Genomic DNA, 24,300 nt, shown 5'->3' on the forward strand with positions numbered 1-24,300 from the left:
GATAGTCACCGATTCATGTCCCAATCACTTGGAAACCCAATCACTTGGAGACCCCAATCACTTGGAGACATTGAACACGTAATTGGTGTCGAATGACGGCCCGAGCTTCAGGTTCTTGACATTCGCCCGCACCCCGGCGACCTCGATCTGCTGGAACAGCATGACGAACGGGCTCGTCTCCAGCACCTTGCGCTGCAGGTCCTGATACATGGTGGCGCGCTTCTCCGGATCGCGTTCCAGCAAGGCCTGCCTGGTCTCCTTGGTCAGCTCGGGCACGTCCCAGGCATTGCGCCAGGCCAGCGTCTTGTTGGTGCCGGTATCGGCATTGTCGGGATTGCTGGTGAAGGTTTCCGCATTGGAATGCGGGTCCCAATAATCGACGCCCCACTGGCCGATATACATGTCGTGCGTGCGGGCGCGGAATTTCGTCAGTGTCTGCTTGCCATCGCCGGGGATGATCTCGAGCTTGACGCCAGCCTGCGCGAAGCTCTGCTGCACGGACTCGGCGATGCCGGTGACCGGCTGGTTGTTGCGCACGTCCATGGTGACGGTGAAGCCGTCCTTGAGACCGGCCTTTTCCAGAAGCTCCTTGGCCTTCGCCACGTCGAGCTTGAACGGCTTTTCGTCGAGCTGGCCGAGAATGTTCTTCGGCAGGAAGGTCTGGTGTATCTCGCCGATGCCCTTGATCAGCTTTTCGCCGATCGCATCATAATCGACCAGATATTTCAGCGCCTGGCGCACTTCCGGCTTCGCCAGGTTCTCGTTCTTCTGGTTGAGGCTGAAATAATAGATTGTGCCCTTGGGCGCGCTGACCGTGGTGATGTCGCTGTTCTTGGTGACCTGTTCGAGATCGTTCGGCTCCAGATTGCGCGCGATGTCGATATCGCCCTTCTCGAGGAGCAGGCGCTGCGCCGCGCTTTCCTTCACATGGCGGTAGATCACGCGGGTGAGCGGTGCCTTCTCGCCATAATAATTGTCGTTGCGCTCGAGGACGATGATCTCGTTGGCGCGCCAGTCGCGGATCTTCATCGGGCCGGAACCGGCATAGGCGGTCTTCATCCAGGCATTGCCGAAATCGTCATTGACGACGTGTTCGAGGATCAGCTTCTTGTCGACCACCGAAGCGACGGTCGATGTCAGGCAGTTGAGCACGAAGCTCGGCGCATAGGCCTGGTCCACCGTGAACACGAATGTCGAAGGATCGGTCGCCTTGGCCTTTTCCGCGACATTGTCGGGCTTGAGGCCGAACTGAGTCAGGATGAATGCCGGGGACTTGTCGAGCTTGATGGCACGCTCGAAGGAATAGGCCACGTCCTCGGCAGTGAGGGGATTGCCGGAAGCGAACTTCAGCCCCTGCTTCAGCTTGAACGTATAGGTCAGGCCATCGTCCGACACCGTCCAGCTTTCGGCGAGGTCGGCGACGATCTTGGACGGATCGTTGACGTCGAGCCGCACGAGCTTGTCATAGGTGTTGCCATTGATCTCGCCCATCGTCAGCTCGAAGGCTTCCGCCGGATCGAGCGTGATGACGTCGTCGATGGCGAAAGCTTCGACCAGCGTGTCCGGCGGCGTTTCGGCCAATGCCGGAATGCTGGAGAACACCAGCGCGGAAAGCGCCGCGCCGCTCAACATGAGCCGGAATTTGGGGTTGATCCTTTGCATAAACATGTCGTTCGGTTCCCTGTTCTAGAGCAGTTGTTTTTAATTGTCTTCGTGCCATGCGGAGCGCAGCACGCGCAACCAGTTGTCCCGGCAGATCTTTGCGAGATCCTCTTGCCCGTATCCCGCCTTTTGCAGCGCCGTCACCAATCTCTGATTTCCGGCGGCATCGGCGATTTCCGCGGGGATTTTAGCACCATCGAAGTCAGAACCAAGGGCCACGCAGTCGATACCCATCCTCTGCACCATATAGTCGATATGGCGGACCATGTCGGAAAGCGGCGTTTCGGCGTTTTCGCGCGCATCGGGCCGCAGCATGGCCACCGCGTAATTCAGGCCCGCAACGCCCTTCGACTCGCGGATGGCGTCGAGCTGCCTGTCCGTCAGGTTGCGCGCCACGGGGGTCAGCGAATGCACGTTGGAATGGCTGGCGACCAGCGGCTGGTCGCTGATGCGCGCCACGTCCCAGAAGCCTTTTTCGGTGATATGCGCCAGATCGACCAATATGCCGAGCTGGTTGCAGCGGCGCACCAGTTCCTCGCCCGCATGCGTCAGCCCGTCGCCGGTATCGGGGCTCATCGGATAGGCAAACGGCACGCCATGGCCGAATATGTTGTGGCGGCTCCAGACCGGCCCGAGGCTGCGCAACCCGGCCGCATGGAACAGGTCCAGCGCGGCGAGGTCTTCGCCGATCGCTTCGCAACCTTCCATGTGCAGGACGGCAGCGAACATGTCGTCCTCCATACATTGCCTGATGTCGGCGGTGCTGCGGCAGAGCTTCCAGGCCCCGGCCCTGTCCATGCGCAAGGCGATCGAAGCCATTTCGACGGCGATATCGAGCGACGGCGCCCGTTCGAGCGGCGCAGCCAGCGGCGTCGAATAATGGCCGTTGGCATCGGGAGCGCGGAAGGCGAGATCGCCGGAGGGCACGTAGATCGCGCAGAGGCCGCCGGCGAGCCCGCCCTTGATCGCCCTCCGCTTGTCTATGTGGCCGGTCGGCGTGCCATCGATGAATTCCCGGACGGGATCGGCGCCTTCTTTCGAGTGTTTCCACAAGCGGTAGAGGACATCGTTGTGACCATCGAAGACAGACTGCATTTCAACTCCGGCTATTCCACGAAAACAGCAGCCCCTGCGAGCCGGGCGGCTCGCGGAACGCGGCAAATTCGGGCCAAAAGATCATGGCCCCGGGGAACATTCAAGAAGTTATTAGACAAAAGTATAGTTTCGAGGAGAAGAGCGACCAAACGACACCGGGCGCGGCGCCGGTAAGGCGCCACGCCCGTAGAGGAACGCTGTCGCGATGGAGAACCCTGCCTGCGCGGGAAGCGGGCAGGACTCGCCGTCAGACGTCGAGATTGGCGACGCTGAGCGCGTTGTCCTGGATGAATTCGCGGCGCGGCTCGACTTCATCGCCCATCAGCCGGGCGAAGAGGCTGTCCGCATCCGTCGCATCGTTGACCTTGACCTGCAGGAGCGAGCGCGCATTCGGGTCGAGCGTCGTTTCCCACAACTGGTCGGCATTCATCTCGCCGAGACCCTTGTAGCGCTGGAGCGAAAGCCCCTTGCGGCCGGCGGCGAAGACGGCTTCGAGCAGGGCGATGGGCCCGGCGACCGTATCGATCTTCTCCTTGCGGCGCAGCACCGGCGGCCGCGAATAGATATCGTGCAGGCGGGCCGTATAGCGATCGAGCTGGCGCGCATCGGCCGAACCCAGCAGCGCCATGTCCAGCGTCACCGTCTCCTTCACGCCGCGCAGCGAGCGCTCGAAAATATAGCCGTCGACGCCATCGGCAGCCAGGGCGACACGGCCGGTCCAGCCCTTCTCCGTTTCCTCGGCGATGATATCGAGACGTCCGGCCACTTCGGCGGCCAATTCCTCCGAACGCGCGGGATCGGACAGCGCCTCGGGATTGAGCGCGCCGGCGATCGTCGCCTGTTCGACGACGGAACGGTTGTAGCGCGTGTTCAACCCATTGAGGAGATGGCGCACCGCCAGCGCGTCATTGATGACGCTGCGCAGATCCGCCCCCATCCTGACCTCGCCGGTATCCAGCGACAGGGAGGCCTCTTCCAGACCCGAATCGACGAGGAACTGTTCGAAGGCCTCTTCATTCTTGATGTATTGCGAGGACTTGCCGCGCGTCACCTTGTAGAGCGGCGGCTGGGCGATATAGATATGGCCGCGTTCGATCAATTCCGGCATCTGGCGGAAGAAGAACGTCAGAAGCAGCGTCCTGATATGCGCACCGTCCACGTCGGCGTCGGTCATGATGATGATCTTGTGGTAGCGCAGCTTGTCCGGATTGAACTCGTCCTTGCCGATGCTGGTGCCGAGCGCGAGGATCAGCGTGCCGATCTGGTCGGATGACAGCATGCGGTCGAGCTTGACCCTTTCGACGTTGAGAATCTTGCCGCGCAGCGGCAGGATCGCCTGGTTCTGGCGCGAACGCCCACCCTTGGCCGAGCCGCCGGCGCTATCGCCCTCGACGATGAAGATTTCCGATTTCGCCGGGTCCTTCTCCTGGCAATCGGCAAGCTTGCCCGGCAGCGAGCTGATGCTCAGCGTGTTCTTGCGGGTGATGTCGCGCGCCTTGCGGGCGGCTTCACGCGCCGACGCCGCCTGGATCACTTTCTCGACCAGCGCGCGCCCTTCGGCGGGATGTTCCTCGAGCCATGTGGACAGCGCCTCGTTCACCAGGCTTTCGACGACCGGGCGAACCTCGGAGGACACCAGCTTGTCCTTGGTCTGCGACGAGAATTTTGGATCGGGAACCTTGACCGACAGCACCGCCGTCAGCCCCTCGCGGCAATCGTCGCCGGTCAGCGATACCTTGGCCTTCTTGGTCTGGCCGGAAGTTTCCGCATAGGAGGTCATCTGCCGCGTCAGCGCGCCGCGAAAACCGGCGAGATGGGTGCCGCCGTCGCGCTGCGGAATGTTGTTGGTGAAGCAAAGGACATTCTCGTGGTAGCTGTCATTCCACCACATAGCCACTTCGACCGTCGTATCGTCGCGCTCGCCGCGAATATAGATCGGATCGTTGATCAGTTCCTTCTTGCTGCGGTCGAGATAGCGCACATAGGCGGTCAGGCCGCCCTCGTAGAAGAGTTCGAGCTCCTCGGGATCGGCGTGGCGGCGGTCCGCCAGCAGGATGCGAACGCCGGAATTCAGGAAGGCGAGTTCGCGCAGCCGGTGCTCGAGCGTCTTGAAGTCGAATTCCACCATGCTGAACGTATCGCTCGAGGGCAGGAACGAAACCTCCGTGCCGGTCTCGCCGCCCGCATCGCCCGTGACGCGCAGCGGTGCGTCGGCGACGCCATGGGTGAAGCTCATTTCATGGATCTTGCCCTGGCGGCGGATCTTCAGCCGCAGCCAGACCGAAAGCGCATTGACCACCGAAACGCCGACGCCATGGAGACCGCCGGATACCTTGTAGGAATTCTGGTCGAACTTGCCGCCGGCGTGCAGCTGGGTCATGATGACCTCGGCGGCCGAGACGCCTTCCGAGTGCATGTCCGTCGGAATGCCGCGCCCATTGTCGGTGACCGTGCAGGAACCGTCGGGGTTGAGCGTGACCGTGACGCGCGTGGCATGGCCTGCCAGCGCTTCGTCGATGGCATTGTCGACGACTTCGTAAACCATGTGATGAAGGCCGGAGCCGTCATCCGTATCGCCGATATACATGCCGGGGCGCTTGCGTACCGCATCGAGCCCCTTCAGAACCTTGATGGACTCCGCGCCGTATTCCGGCGACGTTTCGACTGTCATCTCGGGTGTATCACTCATATATATTCAATCTTTTCCCGGCGCCGAGAATGGCGCAGCTGTACAAAAGCTGGGCGAATCAAGTCCCCATATCACTTCTAGATATAGTGATTAATGTCTCCGTTTCCAATTCGCGCGATCCTTCATCCACGGATGATCGACCAATTGGACCCGGACTATGGATTATTCATGTCCGAGCCTGCCTGGAGCCTGCATGGGCCATGCGCGACGCGGATTTCACTTCTCCGCCAATGGTATAACACGCATGGCGGCGCAGGAACAGGCCCGCGGGGCCTGCGGGCCCCGCTTGCGTCAGCGATCACTCATTCGACGAACTGGATTTCGGCGGAGGCGGGTCGGGCGACCGGCGGGCTCATCCCGAAGAATGTTGCCCCTTCCTCGGCGGTGATGTCGCCATCATGGTCGCTGTCGATCTCGGCGAAGTGGTCGATCAGATAGCCCCAGCCATATCTCGCTGCCGATTCAACGCTCACCAGCCCGGTCGCCGGGTCCGCCGCCGCCTCGAGACGCTGTCGCATATGCGCATCGAGGGAGCTCTTGATGAATTCGGGCGTGATCGGCGGCGAAGTTGGCCGCGGCGGCAGGATCGGCCGGGGGACGCTGAGGGCCGGGTTTTCGCGCATGGTCACCCGCTCGGCCTCCGCCGCGCCCGCAGGGACGGCCAAGATGGCGAAGGAGACCATCGCCAGGGCAAGAGCGCGCCGCATCAGTTGACGCTCCCGGCCGGACGAGACGCGGCGACCACGCCCGCGCTCCTGTCATCGTAAAATCCGCGCAGTTCCACCATTGACCTGCCGAAGGCTTCTGCCGGCATGGCCACCAACGCATGGCCCGCTGGATAAAGCGACAACGAGACCAGCGTTGCCAGATCGGCATCCGCGAGATCCTGCCGCGTCCGGTGGTAGGGCGTGTTCAGATCGAAATACCCGTGCTGCACCAGCACCTTGAGCCTGGCGTTCAACCGCAGGGCATAGGCAAGATCGACCAGGCACGTCGCGGTACGGTCGGCCCCGAGAGCCAGCCTGCTGTCGGGCTTGTAGTCCCAGATCACTGGTCCGCGCGCGTTCTGATCGAGATAATGCGCCTTCGTCCTGTATCCCGTCATTGCCTCCTGATAGGGTTTGATCGCATCGTAATATATGTCGCCCGCCACGAACGCCGGGTCATGCCGCGAGGGTTCGATGAACTTCCGCCCGTCATTAATGCTGAGGACGCCCTTTTCCGGGGCGAACAGCACTCGAAAGCGCTGCGCCGACATATTGGGCGCCCGGACCCATGGATTGTCCGCAGGGCCGGCACCAGGCTCATAGGACTTGCCTATGCCCGTCATGGCATGGAGCGTGTCGATGAAGGACTTTGCCGCCGCGGTCTTCAGATAGGCGTCCCATCTGGTCCGGTCATAGCCGGGCCGCGCCTCATCGTCATAGACCGTATCGAAGACCCTCCAGTACAGCGTGGTGAACCGGTCGCTGAATTCGAACATTTCCTGCTCCGCGGTTGCGAGGCTTATGACGAGCCGCTCCGCTTTCTTGTGATGGCGCGCGATGAGCAGATAGGTCGGAAAATTTCCTGCGCAACTGACTGCATGCGCGTCGCAATCGCTATTGCCGTTGAGATAGGGCGAATTCAGGATCAGCCCCGACAGGATGTTGGCCGGCTTGCCGCCGGGATCGGCCGCATAATTCCGCGAACCCTCTTCGAGCAGCAGCCTGGCCATGATCGGCGCGCGCATGCCGCCATAGGACACGCCATAGATGTATTTCGGCGAGGACTGGCGATTGTTGGCATTGATATAGCTGATGATGAAATCGCGCAGGACCTTGGCATCGCTGTCGACGCCCCAGAAGTCCCTGTTCATATGGGGCAGGATCGCCGCCGAATAGCCCGTTCCCACCGGATCGACGAAAACGAGGTCGGTCCTGTCGAGCAGGCTGGCGGGATTGTCTTGATACGAACCATTGCCGGCATCCTTGGGGCCGAGCGCGCCGAAATCCAGCGCTGCCGAGGAGGCACCGGGGCCGCCGTTGAAGACAAAGGTCACGGGCCGCAAATCCTTGTCCCTGGCGTCGTCGCTCGTATAGGCCGTGTAGAAGATCGCGGCCTCTGCCGCCCCTTCCGGAGGCGCGCTGTTCGGCCGAATCTTCATCTTCGTCAGATCATAGGCGACGAGGTGACCGGCCGTGGCCGTATACGCTATCGTCGCCCCGTTGATGGTGGCCGTGTGGCGCCGGCTGGATGGCGTCTGGCTCACCTGCGCATAGTCCACCGAATCATAGGCGTCATAGGGCCGGTCGGACGTCTCGGCTGCATCGGGCAGCTCGTCGTTCGACACTGGCGGCGCGGCCACCGGGAATGCCGGGAATGCCGATACTGCCGATACTGATTTCGGTGGAGAAATGTCGGAGTCGGAGCCGCCGTCACAGGCGGACAGGATCAAGGCCAGCGCAAACGAAAACGAGCGCAATCTCATGAAAGACCTCACAATAATCATGATGAAACTTTGGTAGTAAAAATCGAAGAGGTAATGAAAAGACCGTAGGCGGCTCGATAGAAGCCCTTCGCGAGGCCAACGTCAACAGGGATTATCGGCGGCTCCCGGGCGGTTCCGGCCGATACGATACCAAGGACTTATGGACTTCCGGCGCCATCATACCCACATCGGTCCCATGGATACGCCACGACCCGTTTTCACCCCGCCCGCCCCTGTTCCCCGCACGGGTCCCGTCGGCACGCTGCAATTGATCCGGACCGTGTATCGCAACCCGCTGGAACTGTGGGGCGAGCCTTCCTACAATGAACCATGGGTATCGATCGAATGGTCCTTCGCCCATACGATCATCGCCAATGATCCGGGTCTCATCCGGCACGTGCTCGTCGACAACGCCAGGAACTACCGCATGGCCGCCGTGCGCCAGCGCATATTGCGGCCGATCCTGCGCGATGGGCTGCTGACCGCCGAAGGCGAGACGTGGAAGCGGTCCCGCAAGGCCATGGCTCCCGTTTTCACCCCGCGCCATATTCACGGCTTCGCCGAGGCGATGAAGAAAACGACCGAGAGCTTCGCCGACCGATATGCGGATGCGCGCGGCCCGGTTGACGTCTCCCGCGACATGACGATGCTGACCTACGATATTCTGGCCGAGACGCTGTTTTCCGGCGAGATCGCGGGTGATCCAGACAGTTTTTCGCACGAGGTGGACCGGCTTTTCGAGACGATGGGCCGCGTCGATCCGCTCGATCTTCTCGGCGCGCCGCAATGGCTGCCGCGCTTTACCCAGTTGCGCGGACGCAGGGCGCTCGCCTTCTTCCGCCAGATCGTCGCCAGCACCATCGAAATGCGCAAGGCGCGCATCGATCGGGACGGCGATGCGGTGCCCAGCGATTTCCTCACGCTCCTGTTGCGCACGGAAGGGCCGGACGGGCTCTCCCGCGCGGAGATCGAGGACAATATCATCACATTCATCGGCGCCGGGCACGAGACCACCGCCCGCGCGCTCGGGTGGACGCTCTATCTCCTGTCGAAGGCGCCGTGGGAACGCGACGGCATCGAGCAGGAGATCGACGATTTCATGGACCGGCGCGACCTGCCGCCGCCGCATGAATGGCTGGACGCCCTGCCGCTGACGCGGGCGGCCTTCGAGGAGGCGATGCGGCTTTACCCGCCGGCTCCCTCCATCAACCGCGAGCCGGTCGAAGACGACAGATATCAGGACCTGCTGCTGCCGAAAGGCGCGGCCGTGCTCGTCATGCCGTGGACGGTGCATCGCCACCGGCTCTATTGGGAACAGCCGGATGCCTTCCTGCCCTCGCGGTTTCATCCGGAAAACCGATCCAGGATCGACCGCTTCCAGTATCTGCCCTTCGGCGCCGGGCCCCGGGTGTGCATCGGCGCCAGTTTCGCATTGCAGGAGGCGGTTATCGCACTCGCCATCCTGCTTCATCGCTACCGTTTCGACATGGCCGACGAAACGCAGCCCTGGCCGGTGCAGAAGTTGACCACGCAGCCGGATGGTGGTCTACCAATGGTTGTGATACCCCGACGATGAGGAACTGGATATGGAGTCGGCAGGCCTTGCCCGCTTGGAAGATGAGGCGCTTTATCTTGCCCTGGAGAACATACCGCTTTCGGTGGTGCTGACGAATCCACACTTGCCCGACAATCCGCTGATTTATGTAAACCGGACCTTCGAAAACGCGACAGGATACAGCAAGCTCGCTTCCGTGGGCCGCAATTGCCGCTTTCTCCAGGGGCCGGACACGGACCCCGAGACAACCTCCGAAATCGCCCGCAATATCGGCAATCGACAGGAATTCACCATCGATATCCTGAATTATCGTGCCGATGGCGAACCGTTCTGGAACCGCCTTCACATCACGCCGCTCTTTGGCAAGGACGGCGATCTGCGTTTCTTCCTTGGCGTACAGCGCATCCTTGGAAATCGCCGGGAGGCGACCATCGTCGGCGGCACCGAGGATCAGCCGCTGCGCGAGATGACCCACAGGGTGAAGAACCACCTGGCGATGGTGGTGAGCCTCATACGCCTGCAGGCGAGGAGCCGCTCGGACGATCCGCAGGCGGACTACACCAATCTCGCCCGCCGCGTGGAATCGCTGCAGATCCTCTATCACGAACTATCGGAAGCGAAGTCGGACCTGGAATCCTCGGCCATGACCGATCTTTCCAGCTACATCCAGCGCATCGTGACGACGATGAGCGGGCTTGCGCTGAGCCGGACCATTCGCACCGAGGTCATCGTTCCGCCGATCGCCATAAGGACGGAGACCGCCGCTCATATCGGCCTGCTCCTGTCGGAGATCCTGACCAATGCCTATCAGCATGCCTTCGCCGAGCGGCAGAACGGCACCATCCGCATCCAGGTGAAACGGAACGACGACCGGATCAAGCTGCGCGTCCGCGACAATGGCAATGGCATTCCCGAGGGCAGGAACTGGCCCGAAAGCGGCAGTCTCGGCGGGCAGATCGTCCGCTCGCTGATTGGAGGGCTGAACGCCAGTCTCGAAGTCGTCCGCCTCGATCCGGGCACCGAGATCAATATCAGCTTCGATACGGAAAGCGGCCAGCAATATTGATTTCGGGCCACACCGGCCTCGACCAATGTCGACCTGCGCCTCGGCTTCGGCGGGCGTCGCCGCGTCCGGCCGGGATTCCCCTCAGCCCAGTCTTTGCGCATGCCAGCCGATGTGCTCGGCCATGAAGGTCGAGATGAAGAAATAGGAGTGGTCGTAGCCGTCGCGCATGTTGAGCGTCAGCGGTATGCCCGCCGCCTTGCAGGCGTCCTCCAGCAGCCAGGGCCGCAGGCCGTCATCCAGGAATCCATCCGCCTTGCCCTGGTCGACAAGCAGCTCCGGTATGCGGAACCCGTCTTCGATCAGCGCCACGCTGTCATAGGCGCGCCAGGCATTTTCGTCCGGGCCGAGATATTTCTCGAAGGCCGGACGCGACCAGCCGGCGACCATCGGGCGCGCTATCGGCGCGAACGCCGAAACCGAGCGGAAGCGGCCGGGGTTCTTCAATGCCAGCGTTATCGCGCCATGGCCGCCCATGGAGTGGCCGAAAATCGCCTGCCGCTCCATATCCAGCGGGAAATTTTCGGCGATGAGCGCCGGCAGCTCCGCCGCGACATAGCTCTCCATGTTGTAATTGGCGGCCCAGGGCTGCTGCGTCGCATCGAGATAGAAGCCGGCGCCGCTGCCGAACTGCCAATTGTCCTTTTCGTCGGGCACGGTTTCGCCGCGCGGGCTGGTATCCGGGCAGATGATGGCGATGCCCAGTTCGGCGGCCGCCTGCCGGTACTCGCCCTTGTCCATGACATTCTGATGGGTGCAGGTCAGCCCGGAAAGGTACCAGAGCGCCGGAACCGAGCCCTGTTTCGCCTGCGGCGGCAGGAAGACCGCGAAGGTCATGTCGCATTGGCATGCCTCGCTCCTGTGGCGATAGACCCCTTGGGTTCCGGCAAAACTCCGGGCGAGGGAAAGCGTTTCCATGGGCCTGCTCCTGTCTATTGGCCGAGCGAGACGGCGACATTGACCGCCGCTGCTACCAGAACCGTGTTGAAAAAGAACGATACGACCGAATGTACGAGATTGACCTTGCGCATATCTGTCGTCGTGATCGCGGTATCCGACGTCTGTCCGGTCATGCCGATGACGAAGGAGAAATACAGGAACTCGATGCCGCCGGGCTCCGTGCCGCCGGGGAAACCCAGCCCGCCGGCATGCGGGCTGCCATGACCGGCGCCGGGTTGCCAATAGAGATGGGCATAGTGGATGGCCGCCATCATGTGGATCGTCAGCCAGCCGAGCGGCACCGAGGCGAGCGCCAGCGCAAGATCGACGGGATGCGGGCGCTGTGCCGAATTGATGAGTGCAAAGAGCGAGCCGACCGCGACGATGACGGCGCCGAGCGTCACGGCGAAGATGAGCCACACCGGCACATCGGAGCGGGCGGCATTGCGGCGCAGATAATCCGCCGTCAGCGCCGGAAGCCGGATCGAAGTCAGCACCAGATAAAGAATGAAGAACAGGTTCGCGGCCACCAGATAGGACAGCCGCGGCGCCAGCCAGAGGGCGACGACAAAGCCGGCAATTCCACCGATGGCGCCGATGAAAAAGGGCTGGTGCCGCGACATGCCGCCTACTCCGTCAGCATCATGGCTGGCCGCTGCATGTCGATATGCGGAATATCGTCCTCGAGATATTCATCCGATACCGCGACGAAGCCGAACGACCCGTAAAACTCCGTCAGATGGCTCTGCGCCGACAGGCGGATCGGCTGGGCGGCATAGAGCCGCTCGCACTGGCTGACCGCTTCGGCCATCAGCCTGTCGCCGAGACGCCTGCCGCGATGCGCGGGCGAGACGACGACGCGCCCGATCCGCGGCGTCGGATCGGCCGGCGTGCCGCCGCGGATACGGGCATAGCCCAGAAGTTCGCTCCCCTGCATCAGCCGCAGGTGGAGCGCATCGATATCCTTGCCGTCGAGCTCGGGATAAGGGCATTTCTGCTCGACGACGAATACATCGACGCGCAGCTTCATGACCTCGTAGAGATCGCGCGCCGACATCTGCTCGAGACCGCTGAGGATGACGCGGTAATCCGCCATCAGAACGTCACGACGCTGCGGATGGATTTGCCCTCATGCATGAGATCGAACGCCGTGTTGATCTCGTCGAGCGGCATGGTGTGGGTGATGAGGCTGTCGATGTCGATCTTGCCCTCCATGTACCAGTCGACGATCTTCGGCACGTCCGTGCGACCGCGCGCGCCGCCAAAGGCAGTGCCGCGCCAGTTGCGGCCCGTCACCAGTTGGAACGGCCGCGTCGATATTTCCTTGCCGGCTTCGGCGACGCCGATGACGATGCTGGTGCCCCAGCCGCGATGGCAGCACTCCAGCGCCTGGCGCATGACATTGGTATTGCCGGTGGCATCGAAGGAGAAATCGGCGCCGCCATCGGTCAGGTCCTGGATGGCCTGGACCACCTTGTCATTGCCGACCTCCTTCGGATTGACGAAATGCGTCATGCCGAATTTGCGCGCCATCTCCACCTTGCCCGGATTGATGTCGACCCCGACGATCTTGTCGGCGCCGACCATGCGGGCGCCCTGGATGACGTTGAGCCCGATGCCGCCGAGGCCGAAGACGACGACATTGGCCCCGGGCCAGACCTTGCCGGTATAGATCACGGCGCCGATGCCGGTGGTGACGCCGCAGCCGATATAGCAGATCTTGTCGAAGGGCGCGTCTTCACGGACTTTCGCCAGCGCAATCTCCGGCAGCACGGTGAAATTGGAGAATGTCGAGCAGCCCATATAGTGAAACACTTCACCGCCATCGCAGGAGAAGCGGCTGGTGCCGTCCGGCATCACGCCCTGGCCCTGCGTCGCGCGGATGGAGGTGCACAGGTTCGACCGCTGCGAAAGGCAGGTCTTGCACTGGCGGCACTCCGGCGTATAGAGCGGAATGACGTGATCGCCGACCTTCAGCGACGTCACGCCGGCGCCGATCTCGCGCACGACGCCCGCGCCCTCATGGCCGAGAATGGCCGGGAACTTCCCCTCCGAATCGAGCCCCGACAGCGTATAGGCATCCGTGTGGCAGACGCCGGTCGCCATGATCTCGACCAGCACTTCGCCCGGCTTGGGGCCGCCGATCTCCACCGTTTCGATGGTCAGTGGCTTGTTGGCTTCCCATGCGACGGCTGCGCGCGATTTCATATGACTGTCTCCCGATGCGACTTGCGATTGCTGATTTGCTTTTCCGCACTATCAGGATCGCAGGGGAGCCCGTCAATCGAAGCGGCGACATTTGGTTGTCGAAATGCCGCCGATCCGATTGGGGGTCACAGGCAAGGTCGTGGAACCATACCAGCCTGTTTACTCTATGATTTGGGTGCCGCTCCTTTGATTGAGGTTCTGCCGGGCCGCCCTCATCAAGGCTTGCGGGGTTCGGGCCGAGAGAAAATTCGAGATATCGGAAAGGGACACCGACCCGTCACCATTCTTGTCGATCTGCGCGAAATGATCGACGACAAACCCCCAGCCACTGGCTTGCGCCTGTTGGGCATCGATCAGATAGCCGCTCGGGCCCGCAGCCTTTTCGAATTGTGCCCGTATCTGTTCCTCGACCTTCTTCTGGACCAGTTCCGGCGTCATTTCCGGATATACCGTTCCGACCGGATCGGGAGGAGGCTGGCCTATATCATCAAAAGCCATCGTGAGCGACGTAGCGGCCAAGACCAGACCGGCAGCGAGTATGGCGATCAGGGAATGTTTCATGACATATGGCTCCTAGTTTGCAGCGGCGGCATCGACCAGCCGCTTCGCCGAGACGATTCTGGATTGCTGCATCGACTGCACCGCCACGGCGGCTTCGGCGTCATAGGGAGCGCCTTCGTAATATTGATCCAGCGTCTTTTTCAACAAGGGACGTGATGACTCGTCATTATAGATCATATGTCCGCCTTCGAACCATTTAACCGGAATACGGTCCAACAGGCCGACAGCTTCCAGATCGAGCTCCGTCTGGAAGCCCGGTGTGGCGATATCCTGATACCCATGCAGGATCAGCAGTTTTAACCCAGGATTGTAAGTCAGGGCACTTAGAATATCAGGTGTGCTGGTAGGCATGTTGGAAGCTTGACTGGCGCGCTTCCAGGCCCAGTTGCCGCGCGCTACACTGTTCGACGGCTGGTAATCGGACACGGCATTATAATTGGCGAAGTCCGGCAGATAGGTCTTGAACTGGTTAAGGAACGCCTTGTCGATGTAATCATCGGCAGCATAGGCCGTTTCGCCATTGACAAGCGGAACCTTCATCCGTGCATCGAAGCGACCAGTACGAAAGCCGTTCTTTCCCTTCTCATCTGTATAGCGCAGCTGAAAGAAGTGTGGCCGCAGATCCAAAGGCCTCCGATCCGTATCCCAGAAAAGCTGATCTTCCACGAACCGGTCACTCAAGTCCTTTTGAAAATCCTTCCCCGGCTTCGTTTGTTGGAAATTCTCCCATTCGGATTCCTTTATATACCCATCTACAATGTACTCATCGAATATGGGAGTATAAACGTCTCGCGTATAGGTCTTCATTGCCGTCAGAAAATCGGCCTTCGTCTCATTTTTGCGAATTGATTTGTGGAAATAATCCGCTGTCATCGCATAGGATGGGATAAATCCGGCGCAGCTCCAATATTTTGCCTTTTCAGCGGCGGTTCCGAAGGTATTCCGCATATGGCAGTTCGATGTGTAATCGACGAGCGGTGAGTTGAGAATGTAACCGGAGAGCACCACGGGAGCCTTGCCCGAGCTGTCCGGTTCGAAACGGCTGGTTCCGGCTGCCTGGAGCAGATTGGCGACGATGGGTGTGCGAATGCCGCCATAGGATTCGCCATAGAGATATTTCGGCGAACTTTGGCGACCGTTGACGTTGTTATAACGGGTAATGAAGTCGGCAACCACCTTGGCATCGATATCCGTTCCCCATAGATCCCTGTTCTTCAGCGGCGCGATTGCCGCCGAGTAACCCGCGCCGGGGGGATCGACAAAGACCAGGTCAGATTGTCCAAGCAGGCTGATATCATTGTCCAGAAACGGAAAGCTTTCCGGCTGTTTGGCATAATCGCTTTCTGGAATGTTGGGCGCATCGGATTTCAACCTTTTTGGCGCCCAGGACCCCATGTGCAGCCAAATGGAGGACGACCCGGGGCCACCGTTCCAGAAGAACGTCACTGGACGTTTTTCCTTGGGCAGATCATCCCTCGTATAGGCGGTGTAAAACACCGCCGCTTCCGGATTTTTCTTGTCCGCATCGTAGGTGACCAGATGACCTGCACGGGCAGTGAAATATATGGTCTTTCCGTCAAGCACCATATTGTGGCGTTTCGCTGAAGCCTTCTGGCTTACGTCGGCAAGCGCGACGCTTCCATCTGCCGTCGTGTCGAAATGTGTTTTCTCATCTATTACCGTGTCAGGCGGTGCGGCAGCGTTGAACGCCTCTTCCGGCGTTAGTGGCGGCTTTACCTGCGCTGGTTCCGCGGCCTGTATCACCACCGGCAGGGCTGCGACGATTTCCGCCGGAGGAGTAAAATTGCTTTCTGATGCGTTCTCCTGGCTATCGTCGCATGCGGCCAGGAAAGCCAGAACGGCAAGGGAAAAAGCTCTGTAATTCATTTTGTTGAAATACCCCTCTTTTGAAAGGGACAGCATTTCCAACAGCTACGGCAGCGTCAATTGGTCGAAAGTCTATGGTCACGGATCAACCGACTGCCGGCAAAGTTCTTAGGAAAGAAATGTGTTATATTTCATATACATAGCTCCGGCGTCTCCGAGATTTATACGGCGAAGGTATGAGGCGGCGCGTCGAACAATACTGTCTCCTGCCGGTCCTAGTGCCAGTCCTCGTGCCAGGCCATGAAAGGCGTTTGCCCCGCCCGTCCCCGAACTCGTCTCCGAACTCACCGGCGAACTCGCCCGCGAACCCACCGGCGAACCCTCCCTGGGGGCTGGACATTTCCGGGCAAAGCCTGTCAAAAACCCGGCACAACCAGCCCCGGACGAAGCGCTTGAACGACCTGCCCCTCCTTCCCGTCACCGAGATTTTTCCAGCGCTGGACCAGGCGCTGGCAACGAAAAACAGCGCCGTGCTGGTGGCGCCGCCGGGTGCCGGCAAGACGACGCTCGTCCCCTTGCATCTGTTGCAGGCCGATTGGCGCGGCGACGGCACCATCGTGCTGCTCGAGCCGCGACGGCTGGCGGCGCGGGCGGCGGCAAGGCGGATGGCCGGCCTTCTCGGCGAGGATGTCGGGGCGACGGTCGGCTACCGTATGCGGCTCGACAGCAAGGTGTCCGCGCAAAGCCGCATCATCGTCGTGACCGAAGGCGTATTCGCCCGCATGGTGCTCGACGATCCGATGCTTGCCGGCATAGCGGCGGTGCTTTTCGACGAATTCCATGAGCGCAGCCTCGATGCCGATTTCGGCCTGGCGCTGGCGCTGGACGTGCAGGGAGCGCTGCGGCCGGACCTGAAACTGCTGGTCATGTCGGCAACGCTCGATGGCGCGCGGATCGCACGGCTCCTCGGCGATGCGCCCGTCCTCGAAAGCGAAGGGCGCTCCTATCCGATCGACATCCGCCATCGCGAGCGGCGCCCGGAGGAACGCATAGAGGCCGCCATGGCCAAGGCCATCCGCGACATGGTCCATGCGGAGCCGGGCAGCATCCTCGCTTTCCTGCCCGGCCAGCGCGAGATCGAGCGAACGGCGCAGCTGCTGGCGGATGATCTTCCGGCGGATTGCTTCATCGTGCCGCTCTACGGCGCGCTCGAAGCCGCGATGCAGGATGCGGCCATCAAACCGGCGCCGCCCGGCAAGCGGAAGATCGTGCTGGCGACGTCGATAGCCGAAACCTCCATCACCATCGACGGCGTTCGCATCGTCATCGACAGCGGGCTGGCGCGGCTGCCGAGATTCGAGGCCGCCACCGGACTGACGCGGCTCGAAACGGTTCGCGCTTCTCGAGCGGCGGTCGATCAGCGGGCGGGCCGCGCAGGCCGGACCGAACCCGGCATCGCCCTGCGTCTCTGGCGGGCCGAGCAGACCGCCGCCCTCGAAGCCTTCACTACCCCCGAAATACTGCAGGCCGACCTCACCGGGCTCTTGCTCGACTGTGCGGCATGGGGGCTTGCCGACCCCGCCGGCCTGCGGTTTCTCGATGCGCCGCCGCGTCCCGCGCTCAATGAAGCGCGGCTGCTGCTCAATGAACTCGGGGCGCTGGAGGACGAGCGGCTCACGCCGATCGGCAAGGCCATGCGCGGCCTGGCCTTGCCGGCCCGCCTCGCCCACATGGTCTTGCTTGCGCGGGAGCGCGGCGAAGCCCTGCAGGCGGCCGAACTCGCCGTTCTCGTCACCGAACGCGGCCTTGGCGGCAATGATACCGATCTCGACGCGCGGCTCGCAAATTTCCGCCGTGATCGCGGCGAGCGGGCAAGGGCGGCGCGAGCCCTGGCGCAAAGACTGGCGGGACCCGGCGCCAACAAGGCCGCGGCGATGGTCCATGCCGGCCGGCTGCTGCTCGACGCCTATCCGGACCGCGTCGCCAAATCGCGCGGCAACGGCCAGTTCACCCTCGCCAATGGTCGCGGCGGCGAGGTCGATACCATATCGCCGCTGGCCCGGGCCGCGTTCCTGGTGGTCGCGGATATGGCGGGCAGAGCGGGGCGCGCGCGCATCCTCGCCGCCGCAGAAGTTTCCGAGGCCGACATCGCCGAGGCACTGGCCGGCAAGATCGTCACCGCGCGGCAGACCGCCTATGACAGCGCCCGCAATGCGCTTTCGACGCGCGAGACGGTGCGCATCGGGGCGCTGGTCCTGGCGGAACGAACATTGCCCGCGCCTGGTGGGGACGAGGCGAATCTCGGCGTGATCGAGGCGATCCGCGCCCATGGCCTCGACATCCTGCCCTGGCCGAAGGAAGCATCGATCCTGCGGCGGCGCCTCGCCTGGCTGCATAGCGGCCTCGGCGCGCCATGGCCGGCCATGTCGGACGAAGCGCTGCTGCAGACGCTGGAGGACTGGCTGCTGCCGTTTCTCGGCGGCACGCCGCGGCTGAACGACATAGGCGCCGGCGCCATCACCAACGGGCTGAGATCGCTGGTGCCGCATGAATTGCAGCGCAGGATCGATACGCTGGCGCCGACGCATTTCACCGTGCCGACGGGTTCGAACATCCCCATCCGCTACGAGGAAGAGGAGCCGGTGCTGAGCGTGCGCGTGCAGGAACTCTACGGGCTTGCCACCCATCCGGCGATAGCCAACGGCACCGTGCCGCTATTGCTGGAACTGCTGTCGCCGGCGCACCGGCCGATCCAGATCACCCGCGACCTGCCGGGGTTCTGGAAGGGGTCCTGGTCGGACGTGCGCAGCGAGATGCGCGGCCGCTATCCCCGCCATGTCTGGCCCGACGATCCCGCCACCGCAGCGGCGACCAGCCGCGCCAAACCCCGCGGCAGTTGACCGGTCAATCGTCTTGGCCAATAGTCTCGGCCAATGGTCTCGGCCAGCAGCCCGCAATTCCCAATTCCCTTTGCGCGGCGATTGCTCTAAAGCAGCCGCATGGTTCAGGATATCGGGATACGTTCTTCCTATCTGTCACGGCGTCTGCGGCTGACGACGCTCATCCGCCTGCGTTGGCTCGCCGTCGCCGGCCAGAGCGTCGCGGTGCTTTTCGTCGCGCTCTATCTCAAATTTCCCTTCCCGGTCAGCATCTGCTTCGCGCTCATCGCCTGCTCGGCATGGCTGAACCTGTTGATGTCCTTCCGCTATCCGATCAATCATCGCCTCGAGCCGCGCGCCGCCATAACGGTGCTGGCCTTCGACATCTTGCAGGTGGCGGGGCTGCTCTACATGACCGGAGGGCTGCAAAATCCCTTCGCCGTGCTGATGATCGTGCCGGTGATCATTTCGGCGACGTCGCTGCCCTCGCGTTCGACCATGGCGCTCGGGGCGCTCGTCACGCTGTGCGCGACGGTTCTTGCCTATGTCTATCTCCCCCTGCCCTGGTATCCGGGCCAGGTCATGCAATTGCCGCTGGTCTTCATCGCCGGTGTCTGGTGCTCGGTGGTTTCCGCACTGGCCTTCACCGCCGTCTATGCCTATCGCGTCGCCGAGGAGGCCCGGCTTCTCGCCGATGCGCTGACGGCAACCGAACTGACGCTGCAGCGCGAACAGCACCTTTCCGCGCTCGATGGGCTGGCGGCGGCGGCGGCGCATGAACTCGGCACGCCGCTCGCGACCATCGCGCTCGTCGCCAAGGAAATGGAGCGCGCGCTGAAGCAGGATGACCGCTTCGCCGAGGACGTCGAACTCTTGCGTTCGCAGACGGATCGCTGCCGCGAGATCCTCAAGCGGCTGACCAGCCTTTCCTCCACCAGCGAAGAACATATGTCGCGGCTGAAGATCTCCTCGCTGATCGAGGAGGTCATCGAGCCGAACCGCAATTTCGGCATAGGCATCGAGGTGACGAAGCTTTCCGGCGAGGGCAACGAACCGGTGGTCCGGCGCAATCCGGGCATCATCTACGGCCTCGGCAATCTCGTCGAGAACGCGGTGGACTTCGCCACCAATACGGTCCAGGTGCGGTGGGGCTGGAACGAGCGCACCATCGAGATCATCGTCAGCGACGATGGCAAGGGCTTCGCGCTCGATATACTCGACAGGATCGGCGAGCCCTATACGACCGGACGCGACCGGACGCTCAACGAACATGGCGGCGGACTGGGGCTCGGGCTCTTCATCGCCAAGACCCTGCTCGAACGCTCCGGCGCCACCATCACGTTCCGCAACCGCAACGATCCCGGCCAGGGCGCCGAAGTCATCGTTTCCTGGCCGCGCGGCGCCATCATTGCCGAATAGCGGCATTATACCGCCGAAACCGTACAAAAATCATTGAAGGCTTTGACTTTTCGCTCGCCGGGACCCATTAACAGCGAATAATGATGACAAAAGAGCAGGAAACCCTGATGGATACTACGGATCAGGACGATATTGCCGCCATAGGCGACGATCCCACACTTCTTCTTGTCGATGACGACAAGCCATTCCTACAACGCCTGGCGCGAGCAATGGAATCGCGCGGCTTCACGGTCGCAACGGCAGAATCGGTGGAGGCCGGACTGGCAAGCGTCAAGACGCATGCCCCCGCCTATGCCGTCGTCGACATGCGCCTTGGCGATGGTAACGGCCTCGACATCATCGAAGCCATCCGGGCGCGGCGCGAAGATACGCGCGCGGTCATTCTCACCGGCTACGGCAACATCGCGACGGCGGTCAATGCCGTCAAGCTCGGCGCGATCGACTACCTGTCCAAGCCGGCCGATGCGGATGAAGTCTTCGCCGCCCTGACCCGGCGTTCCGGCGAAAAGGTCGCGCCGCCCGAAAACCCCATGTCGGCCGATCGCGTGCGCTGGGAGCATATCCAGCGCGTCTACGAAATGTGCGATCGCAATGTTTCGGAGACGGCACGCCGGCTGAACATGCACCGCCGCACGCTGCAGCGGATACTGGCCAAGCGGGCGCCGCGCTAGTAGCATATATTGCTGGTGACCCTATTCCATGTCCGTGTCGGGCAGGTCGATGCCCGACAATTCGGCCAGGGTCATGCGCGCGGCACTCACCCGTGCAAACCTCAACGTCATGGCCTTGCGCGTCGCGCCGGCGAGCCTGTGTTCGGGCGCGTCGCGGATGATCTCCGCACCGTAGCCGTCGGACAGGATGAAGCCGCAATCGGCCGGGAAGATGTCGGCCGGCACGCCGGGATGCGTGGCGAAGAACAGCCGATCGCAATGGTCGCGATAGATCGGCCATTTCCTGTCGGCCTTCCAATCCTCGATCGACGACTTGATCTCCACGATCCATATTTCGCCGCTGCGCGTGAGGGCGACCAGATCGGCGCGGCGCCCAGAGGCGAGCGGCAGTTCCGGCACGACGGCCAGCCCCATTTCGAGAAAAAGCCGCTGCGCGCCACGCCTGACGAGCATGGCGTTTTCCGATTGCCGTCCATCGACGAGCGGGCTGGAGCGAACGGGACTTACGAGCGGCATGATCGAAGCATTATCGGCAAAATTGCAACCATGCGCAAAATTTTTCACAGCGCAGCGGCAATATCCACGGTTAACGGGAAACTAAGCTTTACGGTTAATGAAGCATTAACAATAATGGCCCTAGAGAGGCAACAATAAGATTTACCGCGATTCGAACAACTTTCTGGGGTGACCATGCGATTTAAGACTGCTTTCCTGGCGGTTGGGCTGATGGGGGCAACCGCTATTTCCGGCTGTTCCACTATTGGGCTCAACTATTCTACCGCTTCCTATAGTTCGGTGACCGATGCTGGCTATGTGCTTCCGGCCATACCGAGGGCCAAGGTGCCGCCGCAATATCTGCGCCAGGAGGTTCGCTATGACGGCGCCGAAGAGCCGGGCACGATCATCGTCGATACGGGTGCGAAGTTCCTCTATCTCGTCCTCGGTGGCGGCAAGGCCATGCGCTACGGTATCGGCGTCGGCAAGGAAGGCTTCGAGTGGAACGGCACGGCACGGGTAGCGCTGAAGCGTGAATGGCCGCGGTGGACGCCGCCTTCCGAAATGATCAAGCGCAAGCCGGAGCTCGCCGAATTCCGCGGCGGAATGGAGCCGGGCCTGCAGAATCCGCTCGGCGCCCGCGCGCTTTACCTGTTCAACAAGCGCGGCGATACCGGCTACCGCCTGCATGGCACCCCCGAATGGTGGTCTATCGGCAAGGCCATGTCGTCGGGCTGCATCAGGCTCATGAACCAGGACATCATCGATCTCTACAATCGCGCGCAGGTCGGCGCGAAGGTGATCGTGAAATAGGCTGGCAGGTCGTCCAGTAGTGCGTGAAGAGGGTGCCCCCGGCGCCCTCTTCCTGCGTTCTGGGGGTAGCGATCCCGATCCCCGGAGCCGGCCATTCAATCGCCGCCTGCCTTGCGGCCGGGCCGGGCGACAATTCATGTCGGGCCTTTGTCACGTTTCGGTTGTAATGTCCTGCCATTCCCATGGTCAGGGCTGGTCTTTTGCGAGATATAGGCTCTAGATTGAAGAACGATTGCATAAACTGGAAAGGCGCCAATGTTCAAAACCGTTTCCACGAAACCCTATGACGACCAGAAGCCCGGCACATCGGGCTTGCGCAAGAAGGTCCCGGTCTTTCAGCAGCCCAATTATGCCGAAAACTTCATCCAGTCCGTTTTCGATTCGCTCGAGGGTTTCGAGGGCAAGACTCTCGTGATCGGCGGCGACGGCCGCTATTACAATCGCGAGGTCATCCAGATTGCCATGAAGATGGCCGCAGCCAATGGTTTCGGCCGCGTGCTCGTCGGCAAGGGCGGCATACTCTCGACGCCGGCGGCGTCCAACGTCATCCGCAAGTACAAGGCCTTTGGCGGCATCATCCTGTCGGCCAGCCACAATCCGGGCGGGCCGAACGAGGATTTCGGCATCAAGTACAATATCGGCAATGGCGGCCCGGCGCCGGAAAAGATCACCGAAGCGATCTTCGCCCGTTCCAGATCGATCGATGAATACCGCATAGCCGATGCGCCGGACGTCGATATCGACACGATCGGCCGGCAGACGCTCGCCGACATGGAGATCGATGTCATCGATCCGGTCGCCGACTATGCCGAACTGATGGAAACCCTCTTCGATTTCGACGCCATCCGCGCGCTCATCAAATCCGGCTTCACCCTGCGTTTCGATTCCATGCACGCGGTCACCGGCCCCTATGGCAAGGAGATCCTCGAGAAGCGCCTTGGCGCTCCGGATGGCACCTGCCTCAATTTCGAGCCGCTTGCCGATTTCGGCGGGCATCATCCGGACCCTAATCTCGTCCATGCGAAAGAACTCTATGATCTGCTGATGTCGGAGGACGGCCCCGATTTCGGCGCTGCCTCGGATGGCGATGGCGACCGCAACCTGATCATCGGCAAGGGCATCTTCATCACCCCCTCGGATTCGCTGGCCATGCTTGCCGCCAATGCGCAGCTTGCGCCCGGCTACAAGTCGGGGCTGAAGGGCATTGCCCGTTCCATGCCGACGAGCGGCGCGGCCGACCGCGTGGCGGAGAAGCTCGGCATCGGCCTCTACGAAACGCCGACAGGCTGGAAGTTCTTCGGCAATCTGCTCGATGCGGACATGGCCACAATCTGCGGCGAGGAGAGCGCCGGCACCGGCTCGAACCATGTGCGGGAAAAGGACGGGCTCTGGGCCGTGCTGCTCTGGCTCAACATTCTGGCGGTCCGCCGCACCAGCGTCAGGAACATCGCGCAGGAACATTGGGCGACCTATGGCCGCAATTACTATGCGCGCCATGATTATGAGGGTGTGGACAGCGCCGGCGCCAATGCAATGATGGAAGCGCTGCGGGCGAAACTGACCAGCCTGAAGGGCAAGGCATTCGACGGCCTGACCGTCGCCGCAGCCGACGATTTCGCCTATCACGACCCGGTCGACAAGTCCGTCAGCGAGCATCAGGGCATCCGCGTCCTGTTCGAGGGCGGCTCGCGCGTCGTGTTCCGCCTTTCGGGCACCGGAACCTCCGGCGCCACCGTTCGCGTCTATATCGAACGGTATGAGCCCGATCCCGCCCGCCACGATATGGAGACACAGGAGGCGCTGGCCGATCTCATCCGCGCCGCCGAGGCGATCGCCGAAATCAAGGCGCACACCAAGCGCGACAAGCCCAGCGTCATCACCTGATCCCGCCCTTCGCTTGTGGTGAGCCAACCCTCATGGTGGGCTCGCTGCAGTGTTCCAGGGAGACTGCAAT

19 protein-coding genes are annotated in these 24,300 nt (G+C 62.0%); 7 read left to right on the top strand and 12 right to left on the bottom strand.

The window, feature by feature from the left end:
- Window positions 1–57 precede the first annotated feature (57 nt).
- From M8997_RS07320 to M8997_RS07340, 5 genes are all read right to left on the bottom strand, one after another.
- Window positions 58–1,668 (bottom strand): ABC transporter substrate-binding protein, encoded by a 1,611-nt coding sequence (locus M8997_RS07320; RefSeq protein WP_250020192.1) that lies wholly within the window; start codon window positions 1,666–1,668, stop codon window positions 58–60.
- A 33-nt stretch (window positions 1,669–1,701) separates the two neighbouring features.
- On the bottom strand, window positions 1,702–2,757 hold the full coding sequence (locus tag M8997_RS07325) for a dipeptidase (protein ID WP_250020191.1): 1,056 nt from the start codon (window positions 2,755–2,757) through the stop codon (window positions 1,702–1,704).
- A gap of 247 nt (window positions 2,758–3,004) precedes the next feature.
- Entirely contained in the window at window positions 3,005–5,446 is a 2,442-nt protein-coding gene (gyrB, locus tag M8997_RS07330; protein WP_250020190.1) for a DNA topoisomerase (ATP-hydrolyzing) subunit B, read from the bottom strand.
- A gap of 302 nt (window positions 5,447–5,748) precedes the next feature.
- Window positions 5,749–6,153 (bottom strand): hypothetical protein, encoded by a 405-nt coding sequence (locus M8997_RS07335; protein WP_250020189.1) that lies wholly within the window; start codon window positions 6,151–6,153, stop codon window positions 5,749–5,751.
- Window positions 6,153–7,916: a hypothetical protein gene (locus tag M8997_RS07340; RefSeq protein ID WP_250020188.1), complete on the bottom strand. Its 1,764-nt coding sequence runs from the start codon at window positions 7,914–7,916 to the stop codon at window positions 6,153–6,155. Before M8997_RS07340 ends, M8997_RS07335 begins: the two co-directional genes overlap by 1 nt.
- Before the next feature lie 196 nt (window positions 7,917–8,112).
- Here M8997_RS07340 and M8997_RS07345 point away from each other — a divergent pair, with 196 nt between their 5' ends.
- Complete coding sequence (locus tag M8997_RS07345; RefSeq protein WP_250020187.1) at window positions 8,113–9,492, top strand: cytochrome P450; 1,380 nt, start codon at window positions 8,113–8,115, stop codon at window positions 9,490–9,492.
- 10 nt (window positions 9,493–9,502) lie between these two features.
- Window positions 9,503–10,537, top strand: a complete 1,035-nt coding sequence (locus tag M8997_RS07350; protein ID WP_250020186.1) for a PAS domain-containing protein — start codon at window positions 9,503–9,505, stop codon at window positions 10,535–10,537.
- A gap of 81 nt (window positions 10,538–10,618) precedes the next feature.
- Here the strand turns inward: M8997_RS07350 and fghA are convergent, their stop codons facing one another.
- The 6 genes from fghA to M8997_RS07380 all read right to left on the bottom strand — a co-directional run bounded on the left by fghA (window position 10,619) and on the right by M8997_RS07380 (window position 16,165).
- Window positions 10,619–11,452 carry an S-formylglutathione hydrolase gene (gene fghA / locus M8997_RS07355; RefSeq protein ID WP_250020185.1) on the bottom strand — a complete coding sequence of 278 codons (834 nt, stop codon included), beginning with the start codon at window positions 11,450–11,452 and terminating at the stop codon, window positions 10,619–10,621.
- Between the two features lie 14 nt (window positions 11,453–11,466).
- Complete coding sequence (locus M8997_RS07360; RefSeq protein WP_250020184.1) at window positions 11,467–12,096, bottom strand: DUF1345 domain-containing protein; 630 nt, start codon at window positions 12,094–12,096, stop codon at window positions 11,467–11,469.
- 5 nt (window positions 12,097–12,101) lie between these two features.
- The gene (locus M8997_RS07365; protein WP_250020183.1) at window positions 12,102–12,569 is read right to left on the bottom strand and encodes a GNAT family N-acetyltransferase; all 468 of its coding nucleotides are present in this window, start codon (window positions 12,567–12,569) and stop codon (window positions 12,102–12,104) included.
- Window positions 12,569–13,681 carry an S-(hydroxymethyl)glutathione dehydrogenase/class III alcohol dehydrogenase gene (locus tag M8997_RS07370; protein WP_250020182.1) on the bottom strand — a complete coding sequence of 371 codons (1,113 nt, stop codon included), beginning with the start codon at window positions 13,679–13,681 and terminating at the stop codon, window positions 12,569–12,571. The genes M8997_RS07365 and M8997_RS07370 overlap by 1 nt, the downstream gene beginning before the upstream one ends.
- A 159-nt stretch (window positions 13,682–13,840) precedes the next feature.
- Window positions 13,841–14,242, bottom strand: a complete 402-nt coding sequence (locus M8997_RS07375; protein ID WP_250020181.1) for an EF-hand domain-containing protein — start codon at window positions 14,240–14,242, stop codon at window positions 13,841–13,843.
- A gap of 12 nt (window positions 14,243–14,254) precedes the next feature.
- Entirely contained in the window at window positions 14,255–16,165 is a 1,911-nt protein-coding gene (locus tag M8997_RS07380; RefSeq protein WP_250020180.1) for a hypothetical protein, read from the bottom strand.
- Between the two features lie 356 nt (window positions 16,166–16,521).
- On the opposite strand from M8997_RS07380, the gene hrpB reads away from it, so the two are divergent.
- From hrpB to M8997_RS07395, 3 genes are all read left to right on the top strand, one after another.
- Entirely contained in the window at window positions 16,522–18,969 is a 2,448-nt protein-coding gene (gene hrpB / locus M8997_RS07385; protein ID WP_250020179.1) for an ATP-dependent helicase HrpB, read from the top strand.
- A 99-nt stretch (window positions 18,970–19,068) separates the two neighbouring features.
- On the top strand, window positions 19,069–20,367 hold the full coding sequence (locus M8997_RS07390; RefSeq protein WP_250020178.1) for an ActS/PrrB/RegB family redox-sensitive histidine kinase: 1,299 nt from the start codon (window positions 19,069–19,071) through the stop codon (window positions 20,365–20,367).
- Between the two features lie 107 nt (window positions 20,368–20,474).
- Complete coding sequence (locus M8997_RS07395) at window positions 20,475–21,038, top strand: ActR/PrrA/RegA family redox response regulator transcription factor (protein WP_250020177.1); 564 nt, start codon at window positions 20,475–20,477, stop codon at window positions 21,036–21,038.
- A gap of 21 nt (window positions 21,039–21,059) precedes the next feature.
- Here M8997_RS07395 and M8997_RS07400 read toward each other — a convergent pair whose 3' ends face one another.
- Window positions 21,060–21,554 (bottom strand): MmcB family DNA repair protein, encoded by a 495-nt coding sequence (locus tag M8997_RS07400; RefSeq protein WP_250020176.1) that lies wholly within the window; start codon window positions 21,552–21,554, stop codon window positions 21,060–21,062.
- Window positions 21,555–21,728: 174 nt separating this feature from the next.
- On the opposite strand from M8997_RS07400, the gene M8997_RS07405 reads away from it, so the two are divergent.
- Both M8997_RS07405 and M8997_RS07410 read left to right on the top strand, forming a co-directional pair.
- Entirely contained in the window at window positions 21,729–22,346 is a 618-nt protein-coding gene (locus M8997_RS07405) for a L,D-transpeptidase (RefSeq protein WP_250020175.1), read from the top strand.
- 255 nt (window positions 22,347–22,601) lie between these two features.
- The gene (locus tag M8997_RS07410; RefSeq protein WP_250020174.1) at window positions 22,602–24,230 is read left to right on the top strand and encodes an alpha-D-glucose phosphate-specific phosphoglucomutase; all 1,629 of its coding nucleotides are present in this window, start codon (window positions 22,602–22,604) and stop codon (window positions 24,228–24,230) included.
- Window positions 24,231–24,300: the final 70 nt, after the last annotated feature.

It is taken from the genome of Phyllobacterium sp. 21LDTY02-6 (assembly GCF_023554255.2).
In the GTDB taxonomy this organism is placed as follows: Bacteria; Pseudomonadota; Alphaproteobacteria; order Rhizobiales; family Rhizobiaceae; genus Phyllobacterium.